Origin of the sequence: Belliella baltica DSM 15883, assembly GCF_000265405.1 — a bacterium.
Taxonomy (GTDB): Bacteria; Bacteroidota; Bacteroidia; order Cytophagales; family Cyclobacteriaceae; genus Belliella; species Belliella baltica.
Window position 1 is genome coordinate 3,503,389 of sequence record NC_018010.1, and the last position, 26,542, is coordinate 3,529,930.

The 26,542-nt window shown below is 36.8% G+C and carries 18 protein-coding genes; 6 read left to right on the forward strand and 12 right to left on the reverse strand.

Features of this window, described 5'->3' with window-relative positions; all coding sequences use genetic code 11:
- Positions 1-12: 12 nt before the first annotated feature.
- From BELBA_RS15905 to BELBA_RS15925, 5 genes are all read left to right on the forward strand, one after another.
- Complete coding sequence (locus tag BELBA_RS15905) at positions 13-2,340, forward strand: PIG-L family deacetylase (RefSeq protein ID WP_014773702.1); 2,328 nt, start codon at positions 13-15, stop codon at positions 2,338-2,340.
- An 82-nt stretch (positions 2,341-2,422) separates the two neighbouring features.
- Complete coding sequence (locus BELBA_RS15910) at positions 2,423-3,271, forward strand: ROK family protein (protein WP_014773703.1); 849 nt, start codon at positions 2,423-2,425, stop codon at positions 3,269-3,271.
- A 573-nt stretch (positions 3,272-3,844) separates the two neighbouring features.
- On the forward strand, positions 3,845-6,769 hold the full coding sequence (locus tag BELBA_RS15915; protein WP_014773705.1) for a SusC/RagA family TonB-linked outer membrane protein: 2,925 nt from the start codon (positions 3,845-3,847) through the stop codon (positions 6,767-6,769).
- 13 nt (positions 6,770-6,782) lie between these two features.
- Positions 6,783-8,420 carry a RagB/SusD family nutrient uptake outer membrane protein gene (locus BELBA_RS15920; RefSeq protein WP_014773706.1) on the forward strand — a complete coding sequence of 546 codons (1,638 nt, stop codon included), beginning with the start codon at positions 6,783-6,785 and terminating at the stop codon, positions 8,418-8,420.
- Between the two features lie 216 nt (positions 8,421-8,636).
- A complete protein-coding gene (locus tag BELBA_RS15925; RefSeq protein WP_169315110.1) occupies positions 8,637-10,391 on the forward strand; it encodes a DUF3472 domain-containing protein in 1,755 nt (584 codons plus the stop codon).
- A gap of 361 nt (positions 10,392-10,752) precedes the next feature.
- Here BELBA_RS15925 and BELBA_RS15930 read toward each other — a convergent pair whose 3' ends face one another.
- The 12 genes from BELBA_RS15930 to BELBA_RS15985 form a co-directional block, all read right to left on the reverse strand.
- Entirely contained in the window at positions 10,753-12,162 is a 1,410-nt protein-coding gene (locus BELBA_RS15930) for a Gfo/Idh/MocA family protein (RefSeq protein WP_014773708.1), read from the reverse strand.
- Positions 12,163-12,179: 17 nt separating this feature from the next.
- Positions 12,180-13,154, reverse strand: coding sequence for an amidohydrolase family protein (locus BELBA_RS15935; RefSeq protein ID WP_014773709.1), 975 nt, complete (start codon positions 13,152-13,154; stop codon positions 12,180-12,182).
- 1 nt (position 13,155) lies between these two features.
- Positions 13,156-13,980 carry a class II fructose-bisphosphate aldolase gene (locus BELBA_RS15940; RefSeq protein WP_014773710.1) on the reverse strand — a complete coding sequence of 275 codons (825 nt, stop codon included), beginning with the start codon at positions 13,978-13,980 and terminating at the stop codon, positions 13,156-13,158.
- Positions 13,981-13,987: 7 nt separating this feature from the next.
- Positions 13,988-14,932 carry a carbohydrate kinase family protein gene (locus tag BELBA_RS15945; protein ID WP_014773711.1) on the reverse strand — a complete coding sequence of 315 codons (945 nt, stop codon included), beginning with the start codon at positions 14,930-14,932 and terminating at the stop codon, positions 13,988-13,990.
- Entirely contained in the window at positions 14,922-15,830 is a 909-nt protein-coding gene (locus tag BELBA_RS15950) for a 1-phosphofructokinase family hexose kinase (protein ID WP_014773712.1), read from the reverse strand. The genes BELBA_RS15945 and BELBA_RS15950 overlap by 11 nt, the downstream gene beginning before the upstream one ends.
- Complete coding sequence (locus tag BELBA_RS15955) at positions 15,830-17,005, reverse strand: SIS domain-containing protein (protein ID WP_014773713.1); 1,176 nt, start codon at positions 17,003-17,005, stop codon at positions 15,830-15,832. Before BELBA_RS15955 ends, BELBA_RS15950 begins: the two co-directional genes overlap by 1 nt.
- A 4-nt stretch (positions 17,006-17,009) precedes the next feature.
- Positions 17,010-18,788: a sodium:solute symporter family protein gene (locus BELBA_RS15960; protein ID WP_014773714.1), complete on the reverse strand. Its 1,779-nt coding sequence runs from the start codon at positions 18,786-18,788 to the stop codon at positions 17,010-17,012.
- Positions 18,789-19,170: 382 nt separating this feature from the next.
- A complete protein-coding gene (locus BELBA_RS15965) occupies positions 19,171-21,078 on the reverse strand; it encodes a beta-N-acetylhexosaminidase (RefSeq protein WP_014773715.1) in 1,908 nt (635 codons plus the stop codon).
- A gap of 14 nt (positions 21,079-21,092) precedes the next feature.
- Positions 21,093-22,001, reverse strand: a complete 909-nt coding sequence (locus BELBA_RS15970; protein ID WP_014773716.1) for a hydroxypyruvate isomerase family protein — start codon at positions 21,999-22,001, stop codon at positions 21,093-21,095.
- 3 nt (positions 22,002-22,004) lie between these two features.
- Positions 22,005-23,309, reverse strand: coding sequence for a Gfo/Idh/MocA family protein (locus BELBA_RS15975; protein ID WP_014773717.1), 1,305 nt, complete (start codon positions 23,307-23,309; stop codon positions 22,005-22,007).
- Positions 23,310-23,339: 30 nt separating this feature from the next.
- Positions 23,340-24,329, reverse strand: a complete 990-nt coding sequence (locus tag BELBA_RS15980; RefSeq protein ID WP_014773718.1) for a formylglycine-generating enzyme family protein — start codon at positions 24,327-24,329, stop codon at positions 23,340-23,342.
- Between the two features lie 235 nt (positions 24,330-24,564).
- Positions 24,565-25,977: an arylsulfatase gene (locus tag BELBA_RS15985; protein ID WP_014773719.1), complete on the reverse strand. Its 1,413-nt coding sequence runs from the start codon at positions 25,975-25,977 to the stop codon at positions 24,565-24,567.
- Between the two features lie 201 nt (positions 25,978-26,178).
- On the opposite strand from BELBA_RS15985, the gene BELBA_RS15990 reads away from it, so the two are divergent.
- Positions 26,179-26,532, forward strand: a complete 354-nt coding sequence (locus BELBA_RS15990; RefSeq protein ID WP_014773720.1) for a septal ring lytic transglycosylase RlpA family protein — start codon at positions 26,179-26,181, stop codon at positions 26,530-26,532.
- The last annotated feature ends 10 nt before the right edge of the window (positions 26,533-26,542 follow it).

Sequence of the window (26,542 nt, forward strand, 5' to 3'; positions counted from 1 at the left end):
ATAAAACCTATAATGAATCACAATCAAACATTTTCTCCTGTAGAAATGGCTTTTTATAAGGAGTCAAATCAAATTCATACAAGCACTTTGATACCTTATATCACTGTTGACAATTTTCCGAAATTGGGTTTAATTACAGCTTGTAGATTTCTAGAATGGGTATCTGAAAACCCAAATGGAGTTATCAGTCTACCGACAGGAAAAACCCCTGAATACTTTATCAAGTGGACGAAATTTTTATTGGAAAACTGGGATAACAAAAAAGGAAAAGAGGTCAGACAGAAATATGGACTTGAGAAATGTAATAAGCCTGACCTGAGTAACCTCACATTTGTACAGATTGACGAATTTTACCCTATTTCATCCAAACAAGCAAACAGCTTCTTTCATTATGTCCAAAAGTTCTATATAGAAGGCTTTGGTTTGAGTCCTGAAAATGCCATTTTAATCAATTCTGATGAAATACCACTATCAGGAGGAAGACATTTCAAAGAAGTTTTTCCAGACTTAAAGGTAGATCTTTCTTTGAGATTTAGAGATCCTATAAACGAATTAGAGAAAATTCAACAAGAGTCTATTTATCTAATAGATGAATGGTGTGGAAAATATGAACAAAAAATCAGAGAAAAAGGTGGAATTGGTTTTTTCCTGGGTGGCATTGGTCCAGATGGACATATCGCATTCAATACAAGAGGTACTCAACTTTATTCTACAACTCGGCTCACTGAAACAAACTTTGAAACGCAAGCAGTCGCTGCTGGTGATTTGGGAGGAATAGAGGTTTCTTCTAATAGACTGGTCATTACCATTGGCTTGGAAACAATCACCTACAAAGAAGATGCAGTTGCAATCATCATCGCTGCTGGAGAAGCAAAAGCACAGATCATCAAAGATTCATTGGAAAACCCAATGAGCAATATATATCCTGCTTCAAGTCTTCAGAAACTAACTTATGGGAGATTTTATCTCACAAAAGGAGCTGCAATAAAACTTAAAGATTCTTTAGACAACTATTTTAAAGAAGGAACATGGACATGGGATAAAACTGAAAGGGCAGTTATCGAACTCTGCAAAAAACTTGGGAAATATGGGGATCGACTCAAACTTGAGGACCTGAAAAATGACAAATACACTGCTATGATTCCTGACCTTGCTGAAGATACTGTAGAAAAAGTAATCGAAAGTACTGTTCTTAAATTGCAAAAAGGAACCTTAAAACAAAAAAACGAGGTAATTCTTCACACAGGTCCGCATCACGATGATATCTCATTAGGCATTCTCCCTCAGATAACTACACAACTTCAGGAAAATAGCAATGAAGTTCATTTCTCAGTACTTACTTCCGGCTTTACAGCTGTTACAAATACCTTTATCATTGACACACTACTCCAAGCCAAAAAATTGCTTGACAACGGAGATATTCAAATGGTGAAATACGAGGACTTCTTTGATGTCGGATATAAACTCAAGACAGATAAAGATGTTTACCACTTCCTTACTAATGTGGCTTCAGAAAATGAATACCAAAGAGTTAGAGGACTTTGCCATAGGCTTATAAGGGCTATCGTGGGCATTTATGAAATAAAAGATGAAAACGGACTTAGGGAAACTATCAATGACCTAATCAGCATCCTTAGAAACTCTTATGATGGCGAGAAAAATCCATCCAAAATTCAAAAGCTTAAAGGAATGATAAGAGAGTTTGAGGAAGAATTGGTTTGGGCTCATTTTGGTGTTCAAGTCAAAAACGTACATCACCTAAGGTTAGGCTTTTATACTGGTGATATCTTCACTGAGCAACCAGACAAAAAACGTGATGTAGAGCCGATTTTAAACTTATTGAGAAAAATTAAACCTACTATTCTTAGTCTAACTTTAGACCCAGAAGGCTCCGGACCTGATACCCATTATAAAGTACTTCAAGCTACGGCAGAGGCTGTTAGACAGTGGAATGAAGAAGAAAATTTGGAAAATTTCAGAATCATTGGATACAGGAATGTATGGTTCAAATTTGAGCCTTTCGAAGCTAATGTAATCACCCCAGTTTCTCTTGGAGACATGTCTGTAATGGAAGATTCCTTCGCAAATTGCTACTTGAGTCAGGTAAAAGCTTCTTTCCCAAGTTACTCCCATAATGGGAAGTTTAGTACTGTTGCCAAACGAATCTGGGTAAATCAATTACAAGATATACAGTTACTTCTAGGGAAAAATTACTTCTACCTGCATGAAACAGCCAAGGTCAGATCAAGCCATGGGTTAATCTATACCAAAGACATGAATGTTCAAGAGTTCTTAACACATGCTAGAGAGTTAGAGAAATCCATAGAGGGTTTTATCTAGTCCAATAAAAACCAACTCTTTCCTTATTCATGCGGAAAGAGTTGGCTTAAATCAATTCATCGATATAACTGATCAATTATAAATGGATATAAATCAACCCATTTTGGGTATTGACATAGGAGGAACTAATATAAAAGCTGGAATACTACGTAAAGGTGAATTATCCTCCATTAAAAGTTTCCCGACACCAGCTCTCGAGAATACAGAAACTATTTTCAAAAAAATTTTTGATTTAATCTCTACTTATTCTTCAGAAGAATTTCATGGCATTGGTATTGGAGTACCTGGATTAGTAGAGCTATCTACAGGTAAAATTTTATCTATAAATAATATTCCTTCATTGATAAATTCTAACCTGAAAAATTATCTGGAGACTCAAACCAACTTACCAGTGAAAATTAACAATGATGCAAATTGTTTTGTGATGGGGGCCTACAGGTTTGGGAATTTAAAACATTTGAACAACGTAGTTGGAATCTCTTTAGGCACAGGACTCGGAGCGGGAATCATCACCAATAAGAATCTTTACAGCGGTCTAAACGCTGCTGCCGGTGAATGGAGTGCAATCCCCTATTTAGATAAAACTTTTGAAGATTACTGCAGCAGCAAATTTTTCTCCAAAGAATATAACCAAACTGCTGACAAACTCGCCCATCTAGCTACTAAAGGAGAGAATAATGCCATTGAAGCATTTCAACAATTTGGAATTCACCTAGCAGAATTAATCAAACATATCTTATACACCCTTTCTCCAGAAGGGATTATTCTTGGAGGGTCAATCAGCAAATCACATAATTTATTTTTAGATAGTCTTAAATGTAACCTTAAAAATTGTCTCTATCCTTCTTTGGTTGAGAATTTGACACTTCATATTTCTGATATAAATGAACCAGGAATTATAGGAGCTGCATCTTTACATCACTGCAAATAGAAAAATAAAATATTTCGTTTAGTTTCTTTTTTAGATTTTTTATTTTCATTATATTTGTTTTATAAACAAAATGTTTACGACCTCAGATTTTAGATTATTGGGTTATTGAATTAGAAAGCCGGTTGGAAGATAATCCAACCGGTTTTTTATATTTTTTTTCATTTTTAACTTGAAAAACTCTAAACCATTTACAACTAATCTTTTTAAATACAAAAGATTTAAATAAAGACAAATAAAATGACTATAACTTTAAGATTAAACATTTTAATCAATCTTATAACTTTATTTGCAATGTTAAATGTAATGATAAGATTTAATTATCATCTAAAAAGAAAGATTTCAAAACCATATTATCTAAATTAATTTCATTTATAAAAAATATTATTTTCCATTAACTTAATAACACAGTATTTTTTCACTATTTATTATTTATTTTTTTAAAAACTTTCAATTTCTTTCTATTTTATTTTTGAATTTTAAAAACATTATTTAGATTTAGGAAATTCTTTCCATTTCCTTATAAATCAGGCGAAAAGAGAAAGATCACTCGTTTTATCAAAACCTTATTTAATTATGAAGAAAAATTTATCTAGCATCATGGTTCTTTTGCTACTTCTATTTAGTTGGGAAGCAAAAGCACAGTCTGTGCAAGTCACAGGGCAAGTATTTGACGCGCAATCATCAGAATCGCTTCCTGGCGTAAATGTATTGGTAAAAGGCAGTTCTTCCGGAGCAGTAACGGATATCGATGGAAAATTTACCATAGAAGCTGAAAGTGGTAGCACTTTGGTTTTTTCATTTATTGGGTATAGTACCCAAGAGGTGCGATATACTGGCCAATCTTCTCTTACAGTTTCACTTTCTTCTGATACGAAAGATTTACAAGAGGTGATTGTAACAGGATACGGAACACAGAAAAGGGAAAACTTAACAGGTTCTATTGCAACTGTAAGTGGTGAAAAGCTAACTGACATTACATCACCAAACATTGGAAATATGCTCCAAGGGAAAATAGCGGGGGTAGATGTAGTAGCAAGCACAGGTGCACCAGGTGCCAATCCTGTGATCAGAATCCGAGGTAGATCCTCTATCAGATCTTCGGTAACACCAATATGGGTTGTTGATGGAGTAATCTGGCATGACACACCAATTTTGAATCCAAATGATGTAGAATCCATTTCTGTTCTGAAAGATGCAGCAGCAGCTGCACTATATGGTTCAAGAGGTGCTAATGGTGTTATTGTAGTAACTACAAAAGGTGCTAAAGCCGGAACAAATAAACTATCACTCAATGTCAAAAATGGGGTCAGTTTATTTAATAGACGTGGCTTTCAAGTAATGAACTCTGAACAGCTTTCTGACCTTTGGAATCAATTTCCAAACACAAATGCAATTCCGGGGTGGTTTGACGAGTCATTAAGGCAAAAAGATACTGATTGGTTGGACATAGGAACACAAACAGGTCAAGTTCGAGACTACAACCTTTCTTATTCTGGAACTACAGAAAGGGCTAGATTATTCACTGCTTTCAATTATTTCAATGAAACTGGTACAGTTAAAGGTGATACTTATGAAAGGCTATCGGCAAGGATAAATTATGATTATGACATTAATGAAAAATTAACTTTCAAACCCAAACTAGCAGCGACTTATACTACAAATGACAATGCCAGACACAGCATTTACGACATGTACAGAAACCTTCCTTGGGATCAACCTTTCAATGAAGTCGGTGAACCAATCAATACGCTAGCTCCAGGTGCCAATTGGAGAGGAAGAGATAACAGAAATTATCTCTACGACTTACAGTGGAATTATGGAAATTCAGCTACTTTCAATATCCTGAGTAATTTGGATTTCCAGTATGATATCAATGAATACCTTTCTTTTACATCTACAAACAACCTTACTTACTTTAATGATGAGTCATTCAGCTATACGGATCCAAGATCCAATTCAGGCTTAGCAGACAATGGTAGAATGTCTGTTGGAATGAACAAAAGAATCACAAGATTCACCAATCAGATGCTATCTTATACCAGAACATTTGACAAGCATTTTGTGAATGTTTTGGCTGGATATGAATTCAATGATTACATATTTAACAATGTTTCAGCACAAGGTAGAGGAATTGCAGCTGGTGCACAGGTAATCGACAATGCTTCAGAACCACAAGCTATTGGAGGAACTAAAAATGACTATGCATTCCAGTCTTACCTTTTGAATGCTAACTACTCTTACGAAAACAGGTATAGTGCTCAGGCATCCTTCAGACGCGATGGAGCTTCAAGATTTGGTTCAAACAATAAGTATGGTAACTTCTTCTCTCTTAGTGGTGCCTGGAATATTCACAATGAAGCGTTTTTCAATGTTTCTTCCATCAACTATCTGAGAGCTAAAGCAGCGTATGGGCAAGTAGGTAATACACCTGACAGCTTGTATCCCCAATTTGAACTATTTTCTTTGAATGCACAATATAATGGAATGCCAGCTGCTGTAGCTTCTGCACTAGGAAATCCTGATTTGACTTGGGAAAAAACTGCCGCTTCCAATTTTGGGATAGAGTTAGGTTTATTCAATAGAATTGATTTTGCAGCTGAATATTATATCAAAAACACCACAGATTTACTACACTTTGTACCACTTCCAAATATCTCTGGCTTTGATGGCTACTTCGATAATATCGGAAGCGTGATCAATAGAGGACTTGAAGTAACCTTAGGGGCTGATATTATCAAGAGTAATGGTGCCAACTGGAGATTGGATTTCAATATTGGTATGAACAGAAATGAAATTACCGAATTGTTCGAAAACAGAAGACAAATATCAGGTAACAGAATCATTGAAGTAGGCGAAGATATCGATACTTGGTTTATGAGAAAATGGGTTGGAGTAAATCCAGAAGATGGAACACCACTTTGGGAAAGAGTTGATCCAACTACAGGAGAAGTGACCCAAGTAGGAAACTACAACAACGCAACATTACAAAAAGTAGGTACTTCTACTCCAAACTTCTTTGGTGGCTTGACCTCATCATTTGACTATAAAGGATTCTATCTAAATGCAAACATGGCATTTACTCAAGGAGCTATGGTCTATCACAGTGCAAGAGAGACTTTTGATAGTGATGGAGCTTACCCAACTTATAATTATATGCAATTACAATCAGGATGGTCAAGATGGTCTCCTGAAAATCCGAATGCTACTCACCCACAGCCGATTTTTGGTGGAAACAATGAATCAAATAGACCTTCATCAAGATTTATCGAAGACGTGAGTTTCTTGAGGATTAGAAACATCACTGCTGGGTACAGGCTTCCAGTAAGTGTAGTTGAGAAATTAAAACTCACAGGATTGGAAGTGTTTGTTTCCGGAGACAACCTTTTCACTTTTACAAACTTCTCAGGTCTTGATCCAGAGGCTGCAATATATGGAGATACAGGATCTCAATATCCACTTCCAAGAAGAATTAGTGTTGGTTTGAACTTGAACTTCTAAATCAAAAAAAATCATGAAAAAATTAAGCTATATATTTATAATTTCCCTTGGAATCTTTGCTATAGCGTCTTGTGATATAGACAAATCCCCTTATGATTCCATCACTTCTGATGATCTTGCTCAATCAGAAACGAGTGCCATGATTGTGACTCTAGGTACTTACAGCAGAATGAAAGCTTGGACAGATAACTGGCACAGGCTTTTCGAATACCCTGGAGACAATGTCGCTTTGAGTGGTACTACTTCAGATCCTTTGTTTTTTACTTATAATTACCAAAGAATCCCTAATGGAAGTAGAACTGCTGGATTCTGGAGAAGTTCGTATCAAATTGCAGTATCAGCGAATCAGGTAATCAGCAATGTGGCAGAAGGAAGTTCAGAAAGCAACGATCAAATCTTAGCTGAAAACTACTATATTAGAGCATTGATGCACTTTACGATGGTAAATATCTTTGGAAGACCTTACAATCAAGGAGTTAATAATCCAGGCGTTCCGTTAAAACTTGATGCAGAACCTTTGAATCATCCTACGAGATCTTCTGTAGGTGAAGTTTATGATCAAGTTGAAGCAGATTTGTTAAAGGCTGCATCCCTATTTACAGAGTCCAAATCGAATGTTTTTGCTTCAAAAGAAGCTACTTGGGCATTATTATCTAGACTGTACTTATACAAAGAAGATAATCAAAAGGCAATTGAATATGCTGACTTGGTATTGAATTCTGGTAGATTTTCTTTGGTTCCTACTCAGACCTTGGGAGATTACCCTAAGCTATCACCAGAAAGTAATACCGAAACCATCTTTGCAGTAAAGTTTGTGAGGGATGTTGATTATGAGGCAAATGGTTGGTATACAATTGGATCGCTTTATGCCAATATACAAGGTGCAGGCTGGGGTGAAATGTATGCATCAAGACCATATTTGGAGCTAGTAAGAGAATTTCCTGAAGATCAAAGAAATAAATTCATTCAACCTGTAGTTGTTGACCAAAATGTGACTTGGGGTTTATTCGTAAGAAATAACCTAACTTATGGTTGGACTGAATTGACGCCTCAAGGAGAAGACTTTGTATATACTCACGGTGGAACCACAAAATTGGTAGAAAAGGAATTTAATGAAAGAGGTGGTATAAGTTACCATATAGACACAGACGAAGGTAAAAAGCAAATCTTAATCGATAAGAGACTTGATTTGAGAAACAACTTCCCTAAATACTTCATTTTGAAAAGTTCTGGACAGGAAGATCAAGCTCACTTATGGTCTCCTGTGGTATCGAGGCTAGCAGAAATGTACCTTAACAAAGCAGAAGCACTTGCTAAACAAGGACAAAATGCAGAAGCGCTAGAACTCGTCAATGTGATTAGAACTAGAGCAGGTATTCCTCAAACTGGTCTTTACAACCTGGGTAATCTAGGTGGCAAAACAGTTCTTGACGTCGTATTGGAAGAAAGACAACTAGAGCTTTCTTGGGAAGGGCATAGAAAAATGGATGTGTTCAGAAATGGCAGAATGATGGATAGACGATATCCTGGAACCCATTTGGCTGGAAACAACCCACGACAAACTATTCTTGCCAATGAGAATGCTATCATAGAGTTTATACCAGAAGCTCAACTCCTTGTCCATGAAGGATTGACACAAAATCCATCATAAATCAAAATGGTCTAGAGACATTAATCTCTAGACCATTTTTTTACCCAGAAATCAAAATTTGAGGAAATATCCAAAAAAATCGATTTTAAAAATCGCAACCCTTGGAATAATTAGATGGATTGGTCGGTGAGGACATTGACCAAGGTGATGAAGGACACTTACCAAGTGTGATAAAATAATTTTCTCAACATTAATTTTATAATCATGCAAAAAAATATGCAATTATTCTTAATGCTTCTCCTTGCTTTTTCTTCTTGCAAAGATCCAGAAGACAATGTACCTGTGGATAATAATTATGACAATGAAGTCACGATTCCTCTAGGAGGTAACACTTATCAAGTATTGGGTTTAGTTTCCGAACCTATCAGCCAAAACGGGATTTCAAACTGGACTGACAACAATACTGTTTACAATGTTTTTGTAAAAACAACCGGTGCACAATCTATAGGTGTGATTCTCAATATCGAAAACCAACCTGATCAAGCTACCATCAAAGTCAAAATTGGGGAAACCGAAAAAGAGGTAACCATTGAAAACAATACCTCTGGAGAAATCAAAGTTGGAGATTTTGAATTTAAGCAAGGATATGAAAAAATTGAATTGACTGGTGTTTCAAAAACCGGGGATAATTTCGTTAAAATCAAAGATATTATTTTAGAACATTCAGGGGATATCAATGCTGAATATGTCAAAAACAATGGTGACAACAATTTTTACTGGGGAAGACGTGGCCCTTCTGTTCATTTGGGATATCAAGTTCCTGAAGGCAAAGATTACCAATGGTTTTACAATGAAATGACAATTCCAGAAGGTGAAGATCCTTTGGGTTCATATTTCATGGCAAATGGATTTGCAGAAGGTTACTTTGGAATCCAAGTTAATTCTACCAACGAAAGAAGAGTACTCTTTTCGGTATGGAGTCCATTTGTCACAGACAATCCAAATGATATCCCTGAGGATGAAAGAATAATTGTTCTCAAAAAAGGTGAAGAAGTTTACACTGGTGAATTTGGTAATGAAGGATCAGGAGGTCAGAGTTATTTGAGATTTAATTGGGTAGCTGGTAATACTTATAAATTCATCAATTCCGTGGAACCTGATGGAAATGGAAATACTATCTATACAGGTTATTTCTATGCACCAGAGGTAGGTGAATGGCAAATTATCGCTAGTTTCAAAAGACCGAAAACCAATACCTGGTATAAAAGACCACATTCGTTTTTGGAGAATTTCAATCAAAACTATGGCCATATTGGTAGAAAAGTTCATTATGACAATCAATGGATTAGGTCTACAGAAGGTGAATGGACGGAGTTGACCGAAGCTAGGTTTACGGGTGATGCCATTGCTACTATTGGTTTCAGGATGGATTATGCAGGCGGATCCAATGATGGGAAATTCTTCCTTCAGAACTGTGGGTTCTTTGACCAAAACACAACCTTGAACAGCATACACTTACGATCCGCCAATAATCAGACTCCACAAATTGACTTTGAATTCTTAGAGACACTTGGAGTAGAAGTAACAGCACCAGAAGAAATTGAAGAAGCGGATAAAACCAATTGGACAATTGTGGATTTTAGTTCTGAAGAGACCTCAGGTGAAGGAGATACAGGACGAGCAATTGACGTAATTGACGGGGATTTGGCTACTTATTGGCATAGCAGATGGTCATCTGATGCAGAATCATATCCACATCATTTTACAGTGGACATGTCAGAAAGCAAGGAAGTTGAAGGATTTGTGATCTCACAGAGAAATGGCTCAAGGAAAATCAAAGATTTCAAAATTCATGTAAGCCAAGACAATGAAAATTGGACAACATTAGTTGATAGCCATTTGCTCAATGATGCATCCAAGCAAGTGAAGAATCTCGATGAAAAGACAACTTTCAGGTACTTCAAATTTGAAGGGTTGAATGCACATGATGGACAGCAGTTTGGTGCTCTTGCCGAAATTGGGTTATTTTAAAAGTAAGATTAAGGGGAAAGCAATTTATTGCCACCCCCTTAATCTTACTTTTATTTTTTAAGCACTAAACCCTATAGCCCCAATTGTGGTGGAAATCCCTTTTTTGAAAAGAACAATCAAAAAAGACTGTAACTGAAAGCAGGAAATAGCTCCAAAAAAATAAGTATTTATAACTAGCTAAAAACATAGCAATTTTTCAATAACCACCTATGTTTTGTGTCCTCACAGAACCTTCAAATAAACTACTAAGGTTTCGGACTGTAAAAACACTGACTGAGGTTAAAATCAAACAAAAAAAACACCGAAGAATCCCTCGGTGTCTTTCTAACTAAACTAATTAACCCTATTTATAAGATTTTTTTTACACAATTACCTTTGTGGTTCCACCACCATTCAAAGTAATATCCAAAGGCTTATTGGTCTTCCATGAACCACCAGTAAAATCAGGAACATCAATGGAATTAGATCTATGGGCTACAGACCACTCACTCAATGGGGATAAGGCTGACCATAATGCTGCATCATAAACATCCTGATCTAAGGGAAGGCCATTTCTCAAACAATCTATAAGTCTCCAATCCATCATAAAGTCCATACCACCATGTCCTCCAATCTGCTTGGCCAACTCCCCTACTTTCTTCACAATTTCTGGATTATATCTTTCCTGCAAAGCCTTCATTTCCTCTTCTTTAATCCACCCATGACCACTTGAAATCCTCTGAACAGGATACTTTTGAGCAAATGCCTTGGTACCACTCAAAGCATGTAACCTTGAATAAGGTCTTGGCGAAGTCACATCATGTTGCATCATCATCGACTTGCCATGCTTGGTTTTAATAATCGTGGTATTGATATTCCCACCAAACTTTTTTTCTACGAATGAAGCATAAAAATTATCCCTCTCTGCCAATTCTTTTGCTTTGTCTGCCATATGAAAATCAGCTGAAGATAAGGATGTCAAATAATCCATTTGGTCTCCCCTGTTGATATCCATCAGTTGACATATTGGACCTAGGCCATGTGTAGCATATAAATTACCATCTCTATAATTTTCTTTCAGCCTCCACATGTCTTCATAAGCATTCTTCGCAAAATTCAGATCTAAAAGGTCATGAATATAAGCACCTTCTCCATGAAGAATATCACCAAAGAATCCATCTCTAGCCATATTCAATGTCATCAATTCAAAGAAATCATAGCAACAATTCTCCAGCATCATACAATGCTTCTGCGTTCTTTCAGAAGTCTCTACGAGTTGCCAGCATTCTTCTAATGTTTTGGCAGCAGGTACTTCTACGGCAGCATGCTTACCGGCCTCCATAGCATAGACAGCCATTGGCGTATGCCAATCCCAAGGCGTCGCGATATAAATCAAATCCAAATCATCACGATCTACCATTTTCTTCCAGGCATACGCACTACCGGAATATTTCTCTGGTTTGTGAGAAGTCTTTTCAAGTGATTTGGCGATTTTATCGACTTTTTCAGGCACTAGATCACAAATAGCGACAATTTCAACTCCTTGGATTTTGCTCATTCGATTCACTGCACCTGGCCCTCTCATTCCTAAACCTATAAAGCCTATTCTTACTTTATCTAATTTAGGAGCTGCAAAACCGCTCATATTGAAATGTTGGATCCTTTTTCTTTTAATCAGCTCGGGAAGCCGCTCCATTTCTTCAGTAGACTTAAAGCTACTCATCCCGGTACCGATCAAGCCCAAGCCTGCCAATCCGGAAAGCTTGAGAAATTCTCTTCTTTTATTGCTCATGGTTATTTATGGTTGTTTTAAAATTTATACATACTTTTTGCATTTTCAACAAAAATCTTTCGAATCACTTCATCCGGAAGATCTAGTCCTTCAAATTCCCCTTCAAATTCAGGCGCATTCATCTTCTGATCAGTACCAAAATAGCTGAGGTGAAAATCCCATAATTCTTGAAATCGATCAGCATATTGAATATCAGTACTTACTCCATCATCAATTACATCTGAACCATAAATAATCCTGTCCTGATACTTGATGAAAAACTGACGAACTTGATCTCTATCATACATTCCTTGTCGCTGAACATGACAGATTCGTTCTGCTAAATCCGTGTGGAAATTTGGAAACTTTTCTAACCGCTTTCCTACTTCTTCCAAGCTCCATTCCATACTCCCCAAATGCGCTCCCACAAAAATGAGGTTTGGGTGCTTTGCAAGCATATTATCCCTTGCATCAAGCTGATCTTGGTAGCTTGGAAAAGCCGGCAACTTATACATATGATACTCAGGATGAGCTGCAAAATATGCTCTATCTGAATCCACAGTCATCTCTTCTAGTGGTAGCCAGCAATTTCTGGGCTCTCCAATATGACCAAGTAGCGGCACACCTTGGGCAGCTAAGTAATCAAAAATAGGATCTAGCCTTTCATCATCCACCATTACAAATCTTCCTGAATCATCTCGAATCTCCATCCCAAAATTCTTCCAAATTTTGATGGCTACCGCTCCTTTGTCTAAGGTCCTTTTGATTTGATCTAAAGCTTTGGTCACCCAAATCCCTGAACCAAAACCCGCTGACTCAAATGAACCAATATACCTGACTTGATCAGGATACTCTCTTTTCAAATCAAGCACCACCGCCTCCTGCTGAGCAAGAGAATCGAAAAACGGAATATCCGTATTAATAGAAACAAATGCTGCACCTCGCTCCAAAGCTAATTTCATCTTAGCCTTGGAGCGGGTGTTTAAATGACAATGTGCATCAATAAGATTCATCCTACCTGTTATTTACAATATCAAGTTTGCCTTTCACCAGTTCGGTTACAGCATTTGTTGCTTTTGGAAATACTTTTCTTAAATCTATTTCCTCGTTTTGGGTTAATATATCCTGAAGGGTCTTCATAAAGATATTCTTAATCTCCGTGGCCAAATTGACCTTGCAGATTCCATATTGAATAGCGGCTCTTAATTGAGATTCTGGTACTCCTGAACTCCCGTGAAGCACAAATGTCGCAGAAGCAACTTCCGCTTCGATTGACTTGAGGAGATCGATTTGAAGTTTGGGCTCTTCCTTGTAAAAACCATGGGCAGTCCCAATGGAAATAGCCAAAGCATCTACACCTGTTTCTTCTACAAACTGCTTTGCTTCATGGGGCTGGGTAAACCCGTTATGGGCATGCGATTGTCCTAATTTGGCTACAAATCCTAATTCTGCTTCTACATGTGCTCCATAAGATTTTGCTCTCTGCACTACTTCTTGTGTAATCTTAACATTCTCTGAAAAAGGCAGCTCAGATCCGTCAATCATGACAGAATCAAAACCTGCATCCAAACAACGCTGAGCTAATTCCACTGAACCACCGTGATCCAAGTGAATCCAACCTTCTACACCAAATTGCTTCAACCCTTCTCTTCCCATCGCTACAGCAGTATTCAGACCCATATAATCTATGGAACTCTGTGTCAACTGTAATATAATCGGATCTCCTGTTTGCTGAGCAGCTCTCAATACACCATGTAAAGTCTCTAAATTATAATAATTAGTGGCCAATAACCCAGTCTTATGAGCAGACAAGTCTCTTAATTTATCTTTTAGCTTCATAGGTTTGTCAAATCTTTACATTAAATATTTTCATTGCTTTTTCGGATATATTTTTCCTATCTTCAAAGGCTCCTGTCCCTCCTGCAGCCGTGGTATTAAGCGCTCCTGTGAGGTTAGCAAACTGCAAGCATTCTTCTAAAGATTTTTCTTCAAGAAAAGAATGAATAAAACCAGCATTAAAGCTATCTCCTGCACCAATCGCGTCGACAAAATGTTCATGCTTAAATCCAACAGCCTGAATTCGTTCACTTTTATTGATCAAAATACTTCCTTTTTGCCCCATCTTCACCGCAACCACATGAGCAAATGGCCTAAGTACCTCTAATGCATCTTCCACATTATTTTTACCGGTGAGCCCTTTAATTTCTGCTTCGTTTGGTAAAAAAATATCTACAAAGGGAAGACAAGCTTGAAAATCAAAATCAAACCTCCCTTCAGGATCTGTCTGTAAGTCCAAAGAAGTAGTCAACCCAGCAGCTTTCGCCTTTTTAAAGAGAGAAGAAATATCTTTTCTGATCTTAGGTTGCAAAAAAAGATTGGAGAAATGCAAATGATCAAATTGATCGATATGATCCCAAGGAATGTCATCAATCCCCAAATGTTCCATAGCCCCACAATATGTCACATTGGCTCTATCTTGACCATAATTAAGTACGAGGGTTAAACCCGTCTGATAAATCTTATCTTTTACCAAAAAATCAGTATGAACTCCTTTTTCCCTTAACCTATCAAAAACAAAATCCCCAAAATCATCTTGACCAATCTTTCCACAAAAACTAGTAGAAACACCTAATGCAGCAATATTAGAGGCGAAAATAGCAGAACTACTTCCAAGTGTAAGATTCATTTGAGAAGCTATGATTTCAGTTCCAACTTTCGGAAAGCCTCTGATATCATTAAGAATGAGATCCACATTTAACTCCCCAACGACCAAAAGTTTTTTATTTTGCATAATTCACTTCCTTGATTTCAATTTCGGATAAAAGGTTATCCACATCTTTTTTATAAAGCATTCCCAGTTCATGTCTAAGACAGTTGGCAGCACCAAAAGCTACAGCATATCGAGCGTGCTCTTTCATATCAGTATTCTTTAGCAAACTATATCCTAAACCAGCAGTGAGGCAATCCCCACTTCCAACAGTACTTATTACTTTACTTAAGACAACTTTACCTTCTACAATTTTATCAGATGATAGCAATTCAAGACCATCTTTTCCCTTAGTCAATGCAAGTATCGAAACTGATTCCAACAATTTTGGAAACGTCATTTTGGTTTCTTGAAATTCTGATTCATTGAGGTGTAAGGCTGTAACTTTTTCTTGTAGCGCATTTTTGAGCTGAACACCAGTACAGTCCAAAATCACATCTACATGATGCTGATTGCAAAGCCTTACAAGTTCCTGACAGGCATTTTCTGGACTATCAGCTGGCCAAGAACCGGAAATTATAACCTGTGATACTGACTTGATTTTATCAGCAAATATCTTTTTAAAAGCCTCAAAACTTTCCCTGCCCATCCTTGGCCCTGGCTCCAATAACTCGGTATGATCCCAGGATTTTTCTTCAGTGATGAAAGTATAGCATTTTCGAGTATTTCCCTTTAAATCTACCCCTGAAGTTTCTACCCCTAATTTATTGCAAGCTGATTGAACCCATTCCCCATGTGTTCCTGCCCAAAAACCCATCAACTCAACAGCCATTCCCATCTCCTTCAAGGCTAAGGCAACATGAACCCCTTTGCCACCAGGATATTCAGTCAGATGTTGAATCCTATTGCTTGTAGCAGGCTTAAAAGTTGATAAATGTGCATAGACATCAATAGCTGGATTGGGACAGACTGCTAGTATCATTATACTTTTTTATAAATTTTTACCCCCTGGACTACTCTAGAAATTGCACCACTTACAGACGGGTTATCTGGCTGTAAACCCAATTCAAGACTTTTATAAAATCCCATCAGTTGACCAATCAACGTACCTGTCAACATTCTAAAATCTCCAGCAGGACAGTTTTCAGATCTTGGAGCAATATTTATCAGAGGTCTGAAATCATCTTCATACCAGCCACCAAAACTAATGATCGGAATCTTTCTTAAATCATCAGCAATACTAATAGCTAGATCTCTTTCATATTGATAAACATGCGATTCACTTGAGAAAAGAAATACGATCAGGGACTTCTCATTCAATACCGCTCTTGGACCATGCCGGAAACCCAAGAAAGAATCATGCTTGCAGATTACCTTCCCATCTGTTAGCTCCTGAAGTTTCAAATGACACTCTCTTGCAATGCCTAACATAGGCCCAGAACCTAAAAAAATTACTCTCTCAAAATTCTTCGAACTCAACGAAATAAAGTCATCAAGATGCTCTGCAATAATTGCATCTGCAATCTCGGAAACACTTAATACCTGTTCACCAATTTCTGACAATTTTGCTAGATTACTAACAAGCAATACTGATAAAAGCATAGAAGTAAAACTTCCAGTCATGGCAAGACTTTTATCATTAGCATTTTCAGGCAACTGCAAGCAATAAGAACGCTTTTTATTCCGTTTGGCATAGCCGGCTAGCTGCCCTTCTTCATTACAGGTTATAATGAGATGATAAATTTCCGATACATTCTCATCTGCTAACAAGACAGTTTCTACACTTTCAGGACTATTGCCTGACCGTGCAAATGACACCATCAAAGTTGGTGTTTGCTTCTGAAAAGTGAGCTCAGGGTGGGTTACAATATCGGTAGTGGCGATTGCTTGAGTAAGTCTTCCAGTATTTCTTTGTACAATTCCCTGTGCAGATTCTCCTATAAAGGCAGAAGAACCAGCACCTGTCAAAATTATCCTTAAATCAGGCTTTTCAATTAAGGGATAGAGAAATGCTGCTAAATCATTTTTCTGAGAAGCGATCAGTGCCAACACATCTAGCCAAAGTCTTGGCTGTTGCACAATCTCTCGTGCTGTATTTTCCGCACCTGCATTGACAGCTGACTGCTTTTCAAGGTTCAAATAGGTGGTTAATATCATATTTTTATTCTTTATTATCTATCAATTTATACATTAAGGCAAAGGCTATGACCGAACAAAAAAGTATCCATCCACCTGCTTCATAACTTTTCAAAACAAGCTTTCCTATTGCGATCAATAAGCCAAATATGGCAATCACCCCAAGACCAAATGATAAGAGTGCTTTCTGAAAACCAAAGTAATTTTGATCACTCTCCGCTGTTTCACTATTTTTCATTTGACTTCTGACACTCTCCCAACCTTTGCCAGGAACTTTTGTAACATTTAGAAATTTAATCAGAACCGCAGTATCTGTTGGCTTGGTCAAATATGACACTACTATCCAAGAAACAGTAGTGATCAAAACACCAATCACAAGCTCCTCATGAGTCTGTAAGGCTTCAAAGTAATGCTGATGTACAAATGCAAAATATAAGGCAATTGCAAAAGAAACAATCATCGCTGTAAGCTCACTGGCGGCATTGATTCTCCACCAATACCATCTCAAAATATATAAAAGACCAGTACCTGCTCCTATTTGAAGTAAAATGCTGAAACTTTGCAACGCATTCTCTAACTTAAGAGCCATAAAACCTCCCAATAGCATGATCAAAACTGTTGCTAAACGACCTACATTAACCAAAGTCTTCTGAGAACTTTCTGGGTTGATAAACCTTTTATAAAAATCATTGACCACATAAGATGCTCCCCAGTTGAGATGGGTAGAAAGGGTTGACATATAAGCAGCCACCAAGGATGTGACAACCAAGCCCATTAAACCAACAGGTAGAAATGAAAGCATCGCAGGATATGCTATATCATCCTTAATTATTTGCGGGGAAGTATTTGGAAATGCAATCTGAATATCATCTAAAGTAGGAAAAACTACGATAGAAGCCAATGCCACAATAATCCAAGGCCATGGACGAATAGCATAATGCACAATATTGAAAAGTAGAACAGAACTAAATGCATGCTTTTCATTTTTAGCTGCCAGCATCCTTTGAACTACATACCCCCCTCCACCAGGTTCTGCACCAGGATACCAAACTGACCACCATTGAATAAACAAGGGGATAAAAAATATAATGACAGCAGCCTCCATATTCCCAAAATCAGGAAGTATATTCAATTTAGAACTTACCTCAGGATGACTTAACAGTTTATCCATACTTCCAATCGCTGGATGGGATACAGCCACATAGGCAGCAGCAATAGCTCCTCCTAAAGAAAGTCCAAACTGTAAAAAATCTGTCAACACCACTCCACGTAAACCTCCTAGCGAACTATAAATCACTGTAACCACGCCAGCAATCAAAAGTGTTTGCAATGGACTAATTCCTAATAAAACCCCTCCAATCTTAATCGCTGCAAGGGAAACAGAAGCAATGATAACTACATTGAAAAAAACACCTAAATAAATCGCACGAAATCCTCTCAAAAATGCAGCTAGCTTTCCGCTATAGCGCATTTCATAAAATTCTATATCGGTAAGAACACCAGACCTTTTCCAAAGCTTTGCAAAGAAAAATACCGTCAACATCCCCGTCAACAAAAAACTCCACCAAACCCAATTACCGGCTACCCCATTGGTCCTTACAATATCCGTTACCAAATTTGGAGTGTCTGTAGAGAAAGTAGTTGCAACCATCGATATCCCTAATAGCCACCATGACATACTGCCTCCTGCATTGAAATACTCCTCTTGGCTCTTAGATGCTTTCTTTGCTGTATAGAGCCCTATTCCCAGAGATATTACAAAAAAGCCTATGAGTATAATCCAATCAATTTCTTGTAGCAGCATTGTATCTTGAAATTTTTACTTTTTTAATTCAACAGAACTCCGAATCACTATTAATTCAATAGATAGCTAAATTAAAGAGACTTAGCTTAGAGGAGTTTCGGTTTTTTGATTTCCTAATTACCATTCTATTTTTTCCAGACTATTAACCTTTTTTAGTAAGCTATCGGAATATTTCGAAATATAAAAACTTTCATTATTATATAAAACGAAAATAAATTAATTTTCATTTTATTTTTAAATTTTCTCACTTTGATTTCAGAATTTCTGATTCGTTTGTATTAAAAAAATTTAGCAAACAGAACGCATCAGCTACACTAAGACAAAAAAATACCATGATAAATCATAATTTATCATGGTATTTAAGGCTTGAATAGTCAAATTTTTACTCAACATCTACAGTATACATACCACTTTCTCTATTTGAAGGTGTCACAATAATATACCTCAATTTCAATGGCTCTTGCCCTTCCCCATTCACCGGCATGAAAAAAGGCCCTCTGTAAAGATGGGCTGTTCTATCAGCCTTATGTCCATCGAAAGTGTAATAAATCTTACTCCCAGCAACACTACTATGGAGCTTGACCTCTTTCTTTCCATCTTTAAGGGTAACTTCTACAAGAGCTTCTGGAATTCTAAAGTTGATTTTTTGCTGATCGAGTTCGGCCAACTGCTTTGGCATTCTAACTTTAGCGAAGTTGCTGAAATCTTTTTCCTCTTGAGGCATCCAGGCCACTTCTGATAAAGCAAGTAGCCTAGGGAAAATCATATATTGCATCTTTTCAAATGATGGAACATACTCTGTCCACATATTTGCTTGTACTCCTAAAATATGCTTTTGCTGATCTTGAGTCAGATCCATTGGTCTTGGATGATAGCTATAGACCTTTTCCAATGGCAAATAGCAACAAATAAACAAAGGTTCATCGGCTTGCTTTCCCTGACCATGGTCAATGTACATATGACTATTAGGAGTCATGATAACATCATGTCCCATCTTGGCCGCTGCAATCCCTCCTGCTTCACCTCTCCAACTCATCACTGTTGCATTTGGTGCTAGACCTCCTTCGAGAATTTCATCCCATCCGATTAAGTTTCTTCCATTTTTATTCAGAAATTTTTCAATTCTTTTGATAAAGTAACTCTGTAACTCGTGTTCATCCTTAAGCTTATTTTTCTTGATCACACTTTGAGCTATCTCCGATGTTTTCCAATGATCCTTAGGAACTTCATCTCCACCAATATGAATATATTCACTTGGAAAAATCTCCATCACCTCTGTCAAAACATCTTCAAGAAATTTAAAAGTTTCTTCTTTGGGACCGAAAATATTATAATGAATCCCCCAGTATCCTGGAACAAATGTAGATATTTCATTATTTAATGAATTTCCATTTTCACGCTTTGCCTCAATCAATCCTTTGATAGGAACACCATTGACAACATCAAAACTTCCAAATTCTGGATATGCAGCTAAGACCGCAGAACTATGTCCTGGAAGCTCGATTTCAGGAATGACAGTGATCTTTCTTTCAGCTGCATAGCGTACTAGTTCTCTGGCTTCATCTTGAGTATAAAAACCACCATGCTTAATGCCATCATAAATAAATGGCTTGTAATTGCCATATTGACCAATAATAGTAGAATCCCTCCAGGCAGCTACTTGTGTTAGTTTGGGGTACTTTTTGATTTCTAATCTCCAACCTTGATCGTCAGTAAGATGCCAATGAAGCTTATTTAATTTGAAATGTGCCATCAAATCGACTACCTGTTTCATTTCTTCCAAAGTTCTAAAATGCCTGCTGACATCAATCATCAAACCTCTGTAGCCAAACTCTGGCTTATCTTTGATCTCTACAACAGGAATATGCAATTCATTTCCCTTTGGCTCAATAAGCTGAATCAGAGTCTGAAAAGCATAAAAAATTCCAGCATCACCCCCTTTAATCTCAATCTGATTATTTTTTACAGAAAGATGATAGGCCTCTTCCTCCATGTCAGAATCGTGACTAACTTTTATTTTAGTATAATCCTGAGCTTGAGCAGAAATATAGGTCCTTATTCCAAACCTCTTGTTGATATAAGAATTGAATAGCATAGCAGAACCTCTCTGCGAATCATTCTTGGCAAATAGTTGCACCTTATCTTGTAAGATAAATGAACCTGAACCTAATTCTACTTCTTTTGGATAAGGCACTAAAGCAAGTTCTTTGGGAATTTGTGCATTAACTAAATGACTGCTTAGCAATACTAAAGTAAGGCAGATTAGCTTTATAAATTTAATTGAATTCATAGTTTTCTACGTTATTATTTGAATTTATCTGAATCTATGTAAGATTGAATAAGTCTTTTTTCGCCTTCTATTCCTCCTAAAGAAAGACCATGTTCCATTCCTACAATTCCATCATATCCTTTTTCATAAAGAAATTTAAATAAGTTTAAGTAATTGATTTCACCAGTTCCTGGCTCTTTTCTACCGGGGTTATCTCCCACTTGGATGTAGGCAATTTCACTCCAACATTTATCAATATTCGCCAAAAGATTTCCCTCGTTTCTTTGCATATGATAGGCATCATAAAGGATTTTACAAGCTGGGCTTCCGACAGCCTTACATATAGAATATGTCTGATCAGAAAATCTTAGAAACAAATCTGGTGTATCACTCAAAGGCTCTAAAACCATGGTAAGACCATGAGGCTCGAATATGTCTGAGGCTTTTTTAAGTGTTTCAATAACATTGGCGGTTTGAATTCCAAGAGGAAGGTTTCTTTCATAAAATCCGGGAACTACTGTCATCCATTTAGCTCCAGTTCTTTTAGCTACTTCCACAGCTTTTTCACAAGTACTTAGAAAATTATCCGAAAACTCCTGCTTTCCTGTTGTCAGAGATTTCTTCCAATTATCTCCTCCATCGATCACAAAAACCCCCATTTTCATACCTCGGCGCTCTAAAGCTTTGGCTATTTTATTCTGATCCTCGATTGATCTTCCCATCATGCCATTGTCCTCAAGGGCTTTGAAACCCTGATCGGCCATATATTCAATCTGAGCAATAAGATCTTTGCCAGCGGATTGATTAAACATTCCAAAATGCGGGGCATAGTTTAGGTTAAAAGTATGGTCTTTTCTATAACCATTCGCATTGCTGAGAAATGGAAATAGAGCTGAGAATGCAGTTGCTAAACTCGCCTTTTCTATAAACTTTCTTCTTTCCATAGCTTAAATCACTTTAGTTTTCCCCGGTACAGCAAATGGATAATAACCTTCATCATTTGGCAATACTTTAGGATTAGCAGACCAATCCAAAGATTCTGGCATAAGACTTATTTCAGAATGCAAAGCGTCTTCCCAAGTGACCGCCTTTCCTGAGTAAGTAGCATTCCTTCCCAAAATCGCAGTCATCGTACTTTTGGCTGCATGTTCTGCATCTTGGTATTTGAACTCTCCGTCAACAATTGCCTTGAAAAGCAAATCATGTTCTTTTTGATACGGGTTTTTATTTCCCTTTCCATCATGATTAAAAAGCTCATTCCCTTTTCTATCCCAAAGTTGGCCTTTGTTTCCAGCATTCAAATAGGCTCTTCCATCTGTACCTTGAAAAGTTTCATCCACCCTATTGTGTGCGCCTGGAAAATGCCTGCACTCTCCTAAAATCACTGTTCCATCTGCATAGGTATAGGTTACTGAATGATGATCAAATATTTCTCCATATTCTTTTCCATTCCGAATAAACCTTCCTCCTGTCCCTTCAGCTTTGATAGGGTAAGCACCTTTCACCCAATTCACCACATCCAAATTATGAACATGCTGTTCCACAATATGATCTCCACATAGCCAATTGAAGTAATACCAATTTCTCATTTGATACTCCATTTCAGTCATGCCAGCTTCTCTTTGTTTTACCCATACTCCTCCATCATTCCAATAAACCTGACCAGAAACAATATCTCCTATAGCCCCATCATGAATCCTTTTGATGGTTTCTACATAGCTGTCTTGATATCTTCTTTGAAGCCCTACGACTACATTTAATTTTTTCTCTCTTGCTTCTTTTGCAGCATTGAGTACTTTTCTTATACCAACAGCATCTGTTGCCACTGGTTTTTCCATAAACACCTGCTTATTTTGTCTGATAGCTTCTTCAAAATGATCAGGTCTAAAACCAGGAGGTGCAGCTAAAATGACAACATCTGCTTCTTTGATAGCATCCTTATAAGCATCAAAACCTACGAATTTTTTATCTTCGCTTACTTCTACTTTATCTTTTCCATATTTTTCGAATATTGGCTTATAGCTACTTTCTAAGCGATCTCGAAAAGCATCTGCCATTGCCACAAGTTTAATATTATATCCTGTTTCAAAAGCTTGAAAAACAGCTCCAGTACCCCTGCCGCCACAGCCAATCAGAGCTATTTTTATAGTATCATCACCTTGAGCAAATGCTTTTGGCAGCGAAAAGGGACTAATAATAGCTCCACCAGCAATCAATGCTGATGTCTTGATAAAGTTTCTTCTTCGGTTCATTGTTATTTTGATTTATTATATGGAATGTTGTTAGTAATCTGCAATTGGTTCTTGATTATAGTAAGCTTTGATTTCTTCTTCAGAAGGAGAAATCAGAGGTCTAACCAACCTTAATCCCACAAAAGGCGCTTCAGGGAACCACCATTGACTTTTGGGGATTTGAGGATCAAGTTGCTTCCAAATTGGATCTGAAGCAAATCGTTTTCCTGATCTCAACTCACTCTCACTACTTTCATAATGCCCACCTCTTAAAACTTTCGGATAAAGTGCTTCAGACGTTTCTACTGGATTTTTAATTGTATTTTGTGATGTGCGATAAGGCGAATAATGGTCATAAGTCCATTCCATAACATTTCCTAATATATCGTAAAGACCCCAAGGATTTGGTTTTTTTGAGCCTACAGGCATTGTTTGACCTTTACTATTAGAATCATATACCGCATATTCAGAAAGGCTTTCCTTTTTATCTCCAAAAAAATAAGCTGTATTGGAACCAGCACGTGCTGCATATTCCCACTCCGCCTCTGTTGGCAGTCTATAAAATTTTCCAGTTTTCAAATAAAGCCACTTACAAAATTGAATCGCTCCGTACTGGGTCATGGCTATAGCAGGCTTATTTTCCTTACCCATTCCAAAAGTCATATCCAAATAAGGTGTACTCGGTCTACTGAGTCCATCAACTTGCTGAGTAATGGGTTTGGTACTAATAGCTTTTTCAAAATCCTTGTCTAAAAAGAGCTCAAAAACATCCCATGTAACTTCATGTGCACCCATCCAAAAAGCATCTATAGAAACCCTTCTTTGTGGCGACTCATCTCCATCATGTCCAATCTCCTCCATTGATGTACCCATCAAAAACTCTCCAGCAGGAATTGGCACCATTTCAAAAGATAGATTTGTGTTTGGTATCTCTTGTTTATAAGATTCAAATGATTGATTCTGTGTTTTTGAGTCAATCTGAATGATTAAAAAAAGAACAGGAATCACAAACACAGTTTTATATTTATTTAATATTTCCATAATTTCTCTGATTAGAGATTTATAAATTGAGTTTAATTTATAAATCAAATATCTCTAAACTCAATTTATATTTTTTGTAAACTTCCCAAATTAAACATTGATATAAGGTAGTTTAAAATCCATAAAAGGGGTAATATTATCCATTTAAATGAAAGTAGAATTCATTTTTCAAATTTAGAATTGCAAAATAACTCCTGATTAATTTTAGATTTCAATTGAGGCCTGATTGAGAGATTTATTTCTTGCCAAAATTGAACAAGCTACTAGATGTCCTTACATTATCCATTATTCTAGTTAACCTTGCTGCTCTTTTTGTGAATTTATCAGCTAAATCAATTTGCTCTGCTGGATCTTTTTTCACATTGTACAATTCGACTTTATTAGCAGGGTTATTACCAACTTCTAATCTTATAATCTTCCAGTCACCTTTTAACAAAGCTTGTTTGCCACCAAATTCATGGAACTCCCAGTATAAATATTCATGTTGCTTTTGCTTACTTTTTCCAAGTAAGGTCGGTAAGAAAGAAATACCATCTCTTGTACTATCTATATTTCCAACAATATCTCCAAAAGTATTATAAACATCCCAAAATGAAGCTCTATGTTCAGTAACACTATTCTGTTTTATTTTATCGGGCCATTTAATGATTAAGGGAACTTTGATTCCTCCATCATACAGATCACGTTTTACCCCCCGATATTGACCGCTGCTCTGAAAATAATCCACATCCTCCATTCTTCTTCCACCTTCTATATGTGTTCCGTTATCAGAAGTGAATATCAAAATAGTGTTATCAGCTATCCCTTTACTTTCAAGTGCATCCATAACTTGACCTACATAATCATCTAGACTATGAACCAATGCTGCATACGCGGCTTTAGGATAATTTTGCTGACCATAATGTTTGCCATCAGGCCATGCTATTTCATTTGGGAAAACACTTTGACCATTTTCATTCACAAAATCTTTGAAATAACGATCTGGAACCAAAAGCTCGGCATGCGGAATTGTATAAGACAAATAAATAAAAAATGGCTCTTCATTGCTTGACGTTTCAATGTAATTGATTGCTCCTTCTGTAAACCAATCATTTGCATAAGTACCTTCAGGAACTTTCACTCTACCCAAAGTATTGTTTAGAAAGAGGTCAAGAGAATCGGGCTTTTGAAAATGAGCAGATACATGATGTAAATGTCCCAAGAAAAAATCCCAACCTCTTTTCTCTGGACTGCTTTCAGATTCTTGAAGACCTAATCCCCATTTTCCAAACATAAGGTTGGTATAGCCATTTTCTTTCAACATTTCTGGTAAAATCTTCACATCAGGATCCAAGGGAAACTCCCCATTCCCTCTTATTCTAATTTTTCCCGTATGTTGGCCAGTCATAAGACTCGCTCTTGAAGGTGCACAAACTGTACTCCCCGCATAAAAATCCTTAAACATTATCCCTTCTTGAGCAAGTCTGCTTAAGTTTGGAGTTTCAAAAATAGATTGTCCATAGGGCTCAATATCTCCAACACCCAAGTCATCTGCCATGATAAATACAATATTGGGTTTCTTACTTTGTCCAAACACCCTAGTTTCAATATTGACTAAAAGCAAAATCAAAGTTGGCATTAACAAGTATTGAGGAAAACATTTTTTCATTTTTAAGATAATTTTTAAATAAAATCCCAATATAATTAAACACATCATTCAATGACAATGAATTGAAATTTTTTTTTCTTACAAATGAAAGATAATGAAACAAAAATAAATATTTAAAATAGCATTGAATAATTTAACCCTGAATGAACGTGATATTAATTGACAATCGGCATCATCTTTGAATTTCATTTCCAAAAAGTAATGCGTCAAATTTTCACCCTTATTATAGCTATTTCTTTTAGTATAATTGGATGTAGCCCAAAAATCACTCAAACTGGTCAAGCTTCTTATTATCATGACAAATTTCAAGGTAGAACTACTGCAAATGGAGAGAAATACAGGAAACATAAACTAACCGCAGCGCATAAAACGCTACCTTTCGGAACAAAAGTCAAAGTGATTAATCAGAATAATGGCAAAGCAGTAAAAGTTCGCATCAACGACAGAGGTCCCTTTGTAGGAGGTAGAATTATAGACCTCTCAAAGAAAGCTGCCCGGAGAATTGATATGATTGATGATGGCGTAGTACATGTAAAAATCAAATACAAAAAATAATGCAGATGGA

What these genes read in the sequence shown, in the direction of transcription:
- BELBA_RS15905 (WP_014773702.1), top strand. Translation starts at nt 13, where the DNA reads ATGAATCACAATCAAACATTTTCTCCTGTAGAAATGGCTTTTTATAAG.
- BELBA_RS15910 (WP_014773703.1), top strand. Translation starts at nt 2,423, where the DNA reads ATGGATATAAATCAACCCATTTTGGGTATTGACATAGGAGGAACTAAT.
- BELBA_RS15915 (WP_014773705.1), top strand. Translation starts at nt 3,845, where the DNA reads ATGAAGAAAAATTTATCTAGCATCATGGTTCTTTTGCTACTTCTATTT.
- BELBA_RS15920 (WP_014773706.1), top strand. Translation starts at nt 6,783, where the DNA reads ATGAAAAAATTAAGCTATATATTTATAATTTCCCTTGGAATCTTTGCT.
- BELBA_RS15925 (WP_169315110.1), top strand. Translation starts at nt 8,637, where the DNA reads ATGCAATTATTCTTAATGCTTCTCCTTGCTTTTTCTTCTTGCAAAGAT.
- BELBA_RS15930 (WP_014773708.1), bottom strand. Translation starts at nt 12,162, where the DNA reads ATGAGCAATAAAAGAAGAGAATTTCTCAAGCTTTCCGGATTGGCAGGC.
- BELBA_RS15935 (WP_014773709.1), bottom strand. Translation starts at nt 13,154, where the DNA reads ATGAATCTTATTGATGCACATTGTCATTTAAACACCCGCTCCAAGGCT.
- BELBA_RS15940 (WP_014773710.1), bottom strand. Translation starts at nt 13,980, where the DNA reads ATGAAGCTAAAAGATAAATTAAGAGACTTGTCTGCTCATAAGACTGGG.
- BELBA_RS15945 (WP_014773711.1), bottom strand. Translation starts at nt 14,932, where the DNA reads ATGCAAAATAAAAAACTTTTGGTCGTTGGGGAGTTAAATGTGGATCTC.
- BELBA_RS15950 (WP_014773712.1), bottom strand. Translation starts at nt 15,830, where the DNA reads ATGATACTAGCAGTCTGTCCCAATCCAGCTATTGATGTCTATGCACAT.
- BELBA_RS15955 (WP_014773713.1), bottom strand. Translation starts at nt 17,005, where the DNA reads ATGATATTAACCACCTATTTGAACCTTGAAAAGCAGTCAGCTGTCAAT.
- BELBA_RS15960 (WP_014773714.1), bottom strand. Translation starts at nt 18,788, where the DNA reads ATGCTGCTACAAGAAATTGATTGGATTATACTCATAGGCTTTTTTGTA.
- BELBA_RS15965 (WP_014773715.1), bottom strand. Translation starts at nt 21,078, where the DNA reads ATGAATTCAATTAAATTTATAAAGCTAATCTGCCTTACTTTAGTATTG.
- BELBA_RS15970 (WP_014773716.1), bottom strand. Translation starts at nt 22,001, where the DNA reads ATGGAAAGAAGAAAGTTTATAGAAAAGGCGAGTTTAGCAACTGCATTC.
- BELBA_RS15975 (WP_014773717.1), bottom strand. Translation starts at nt 23,309, where the DNA reads ATGAACCGAAGAAGAAACTTTATCAAGACATCAGCATTGATTGCTGGT.
- BELBA_RS15980 (WP_014773718.1), bottom strand. Translation starts at nt 24,329, where the DNA reads ATGGAAATATTAAATAAATATAAAACTGTGTTTGTGATTCCTGTTCTT.
- BELBA_RS15985 (WP_014773719.1), bottom strand. Translation starts at nt 25,977, where the DNA reads ATGAAAAAATGTTTTCCTCAATACTTGTTAATGCCAACTTTGATTTTG.
- BELBA_RS15990 (WP_014773720.1), top strand. Translation starts at nt 26,179, where the DNA reads ATGCGTCAAATTTTCACCCTTATTATAGCTATTTCTTTTAGTATAATT.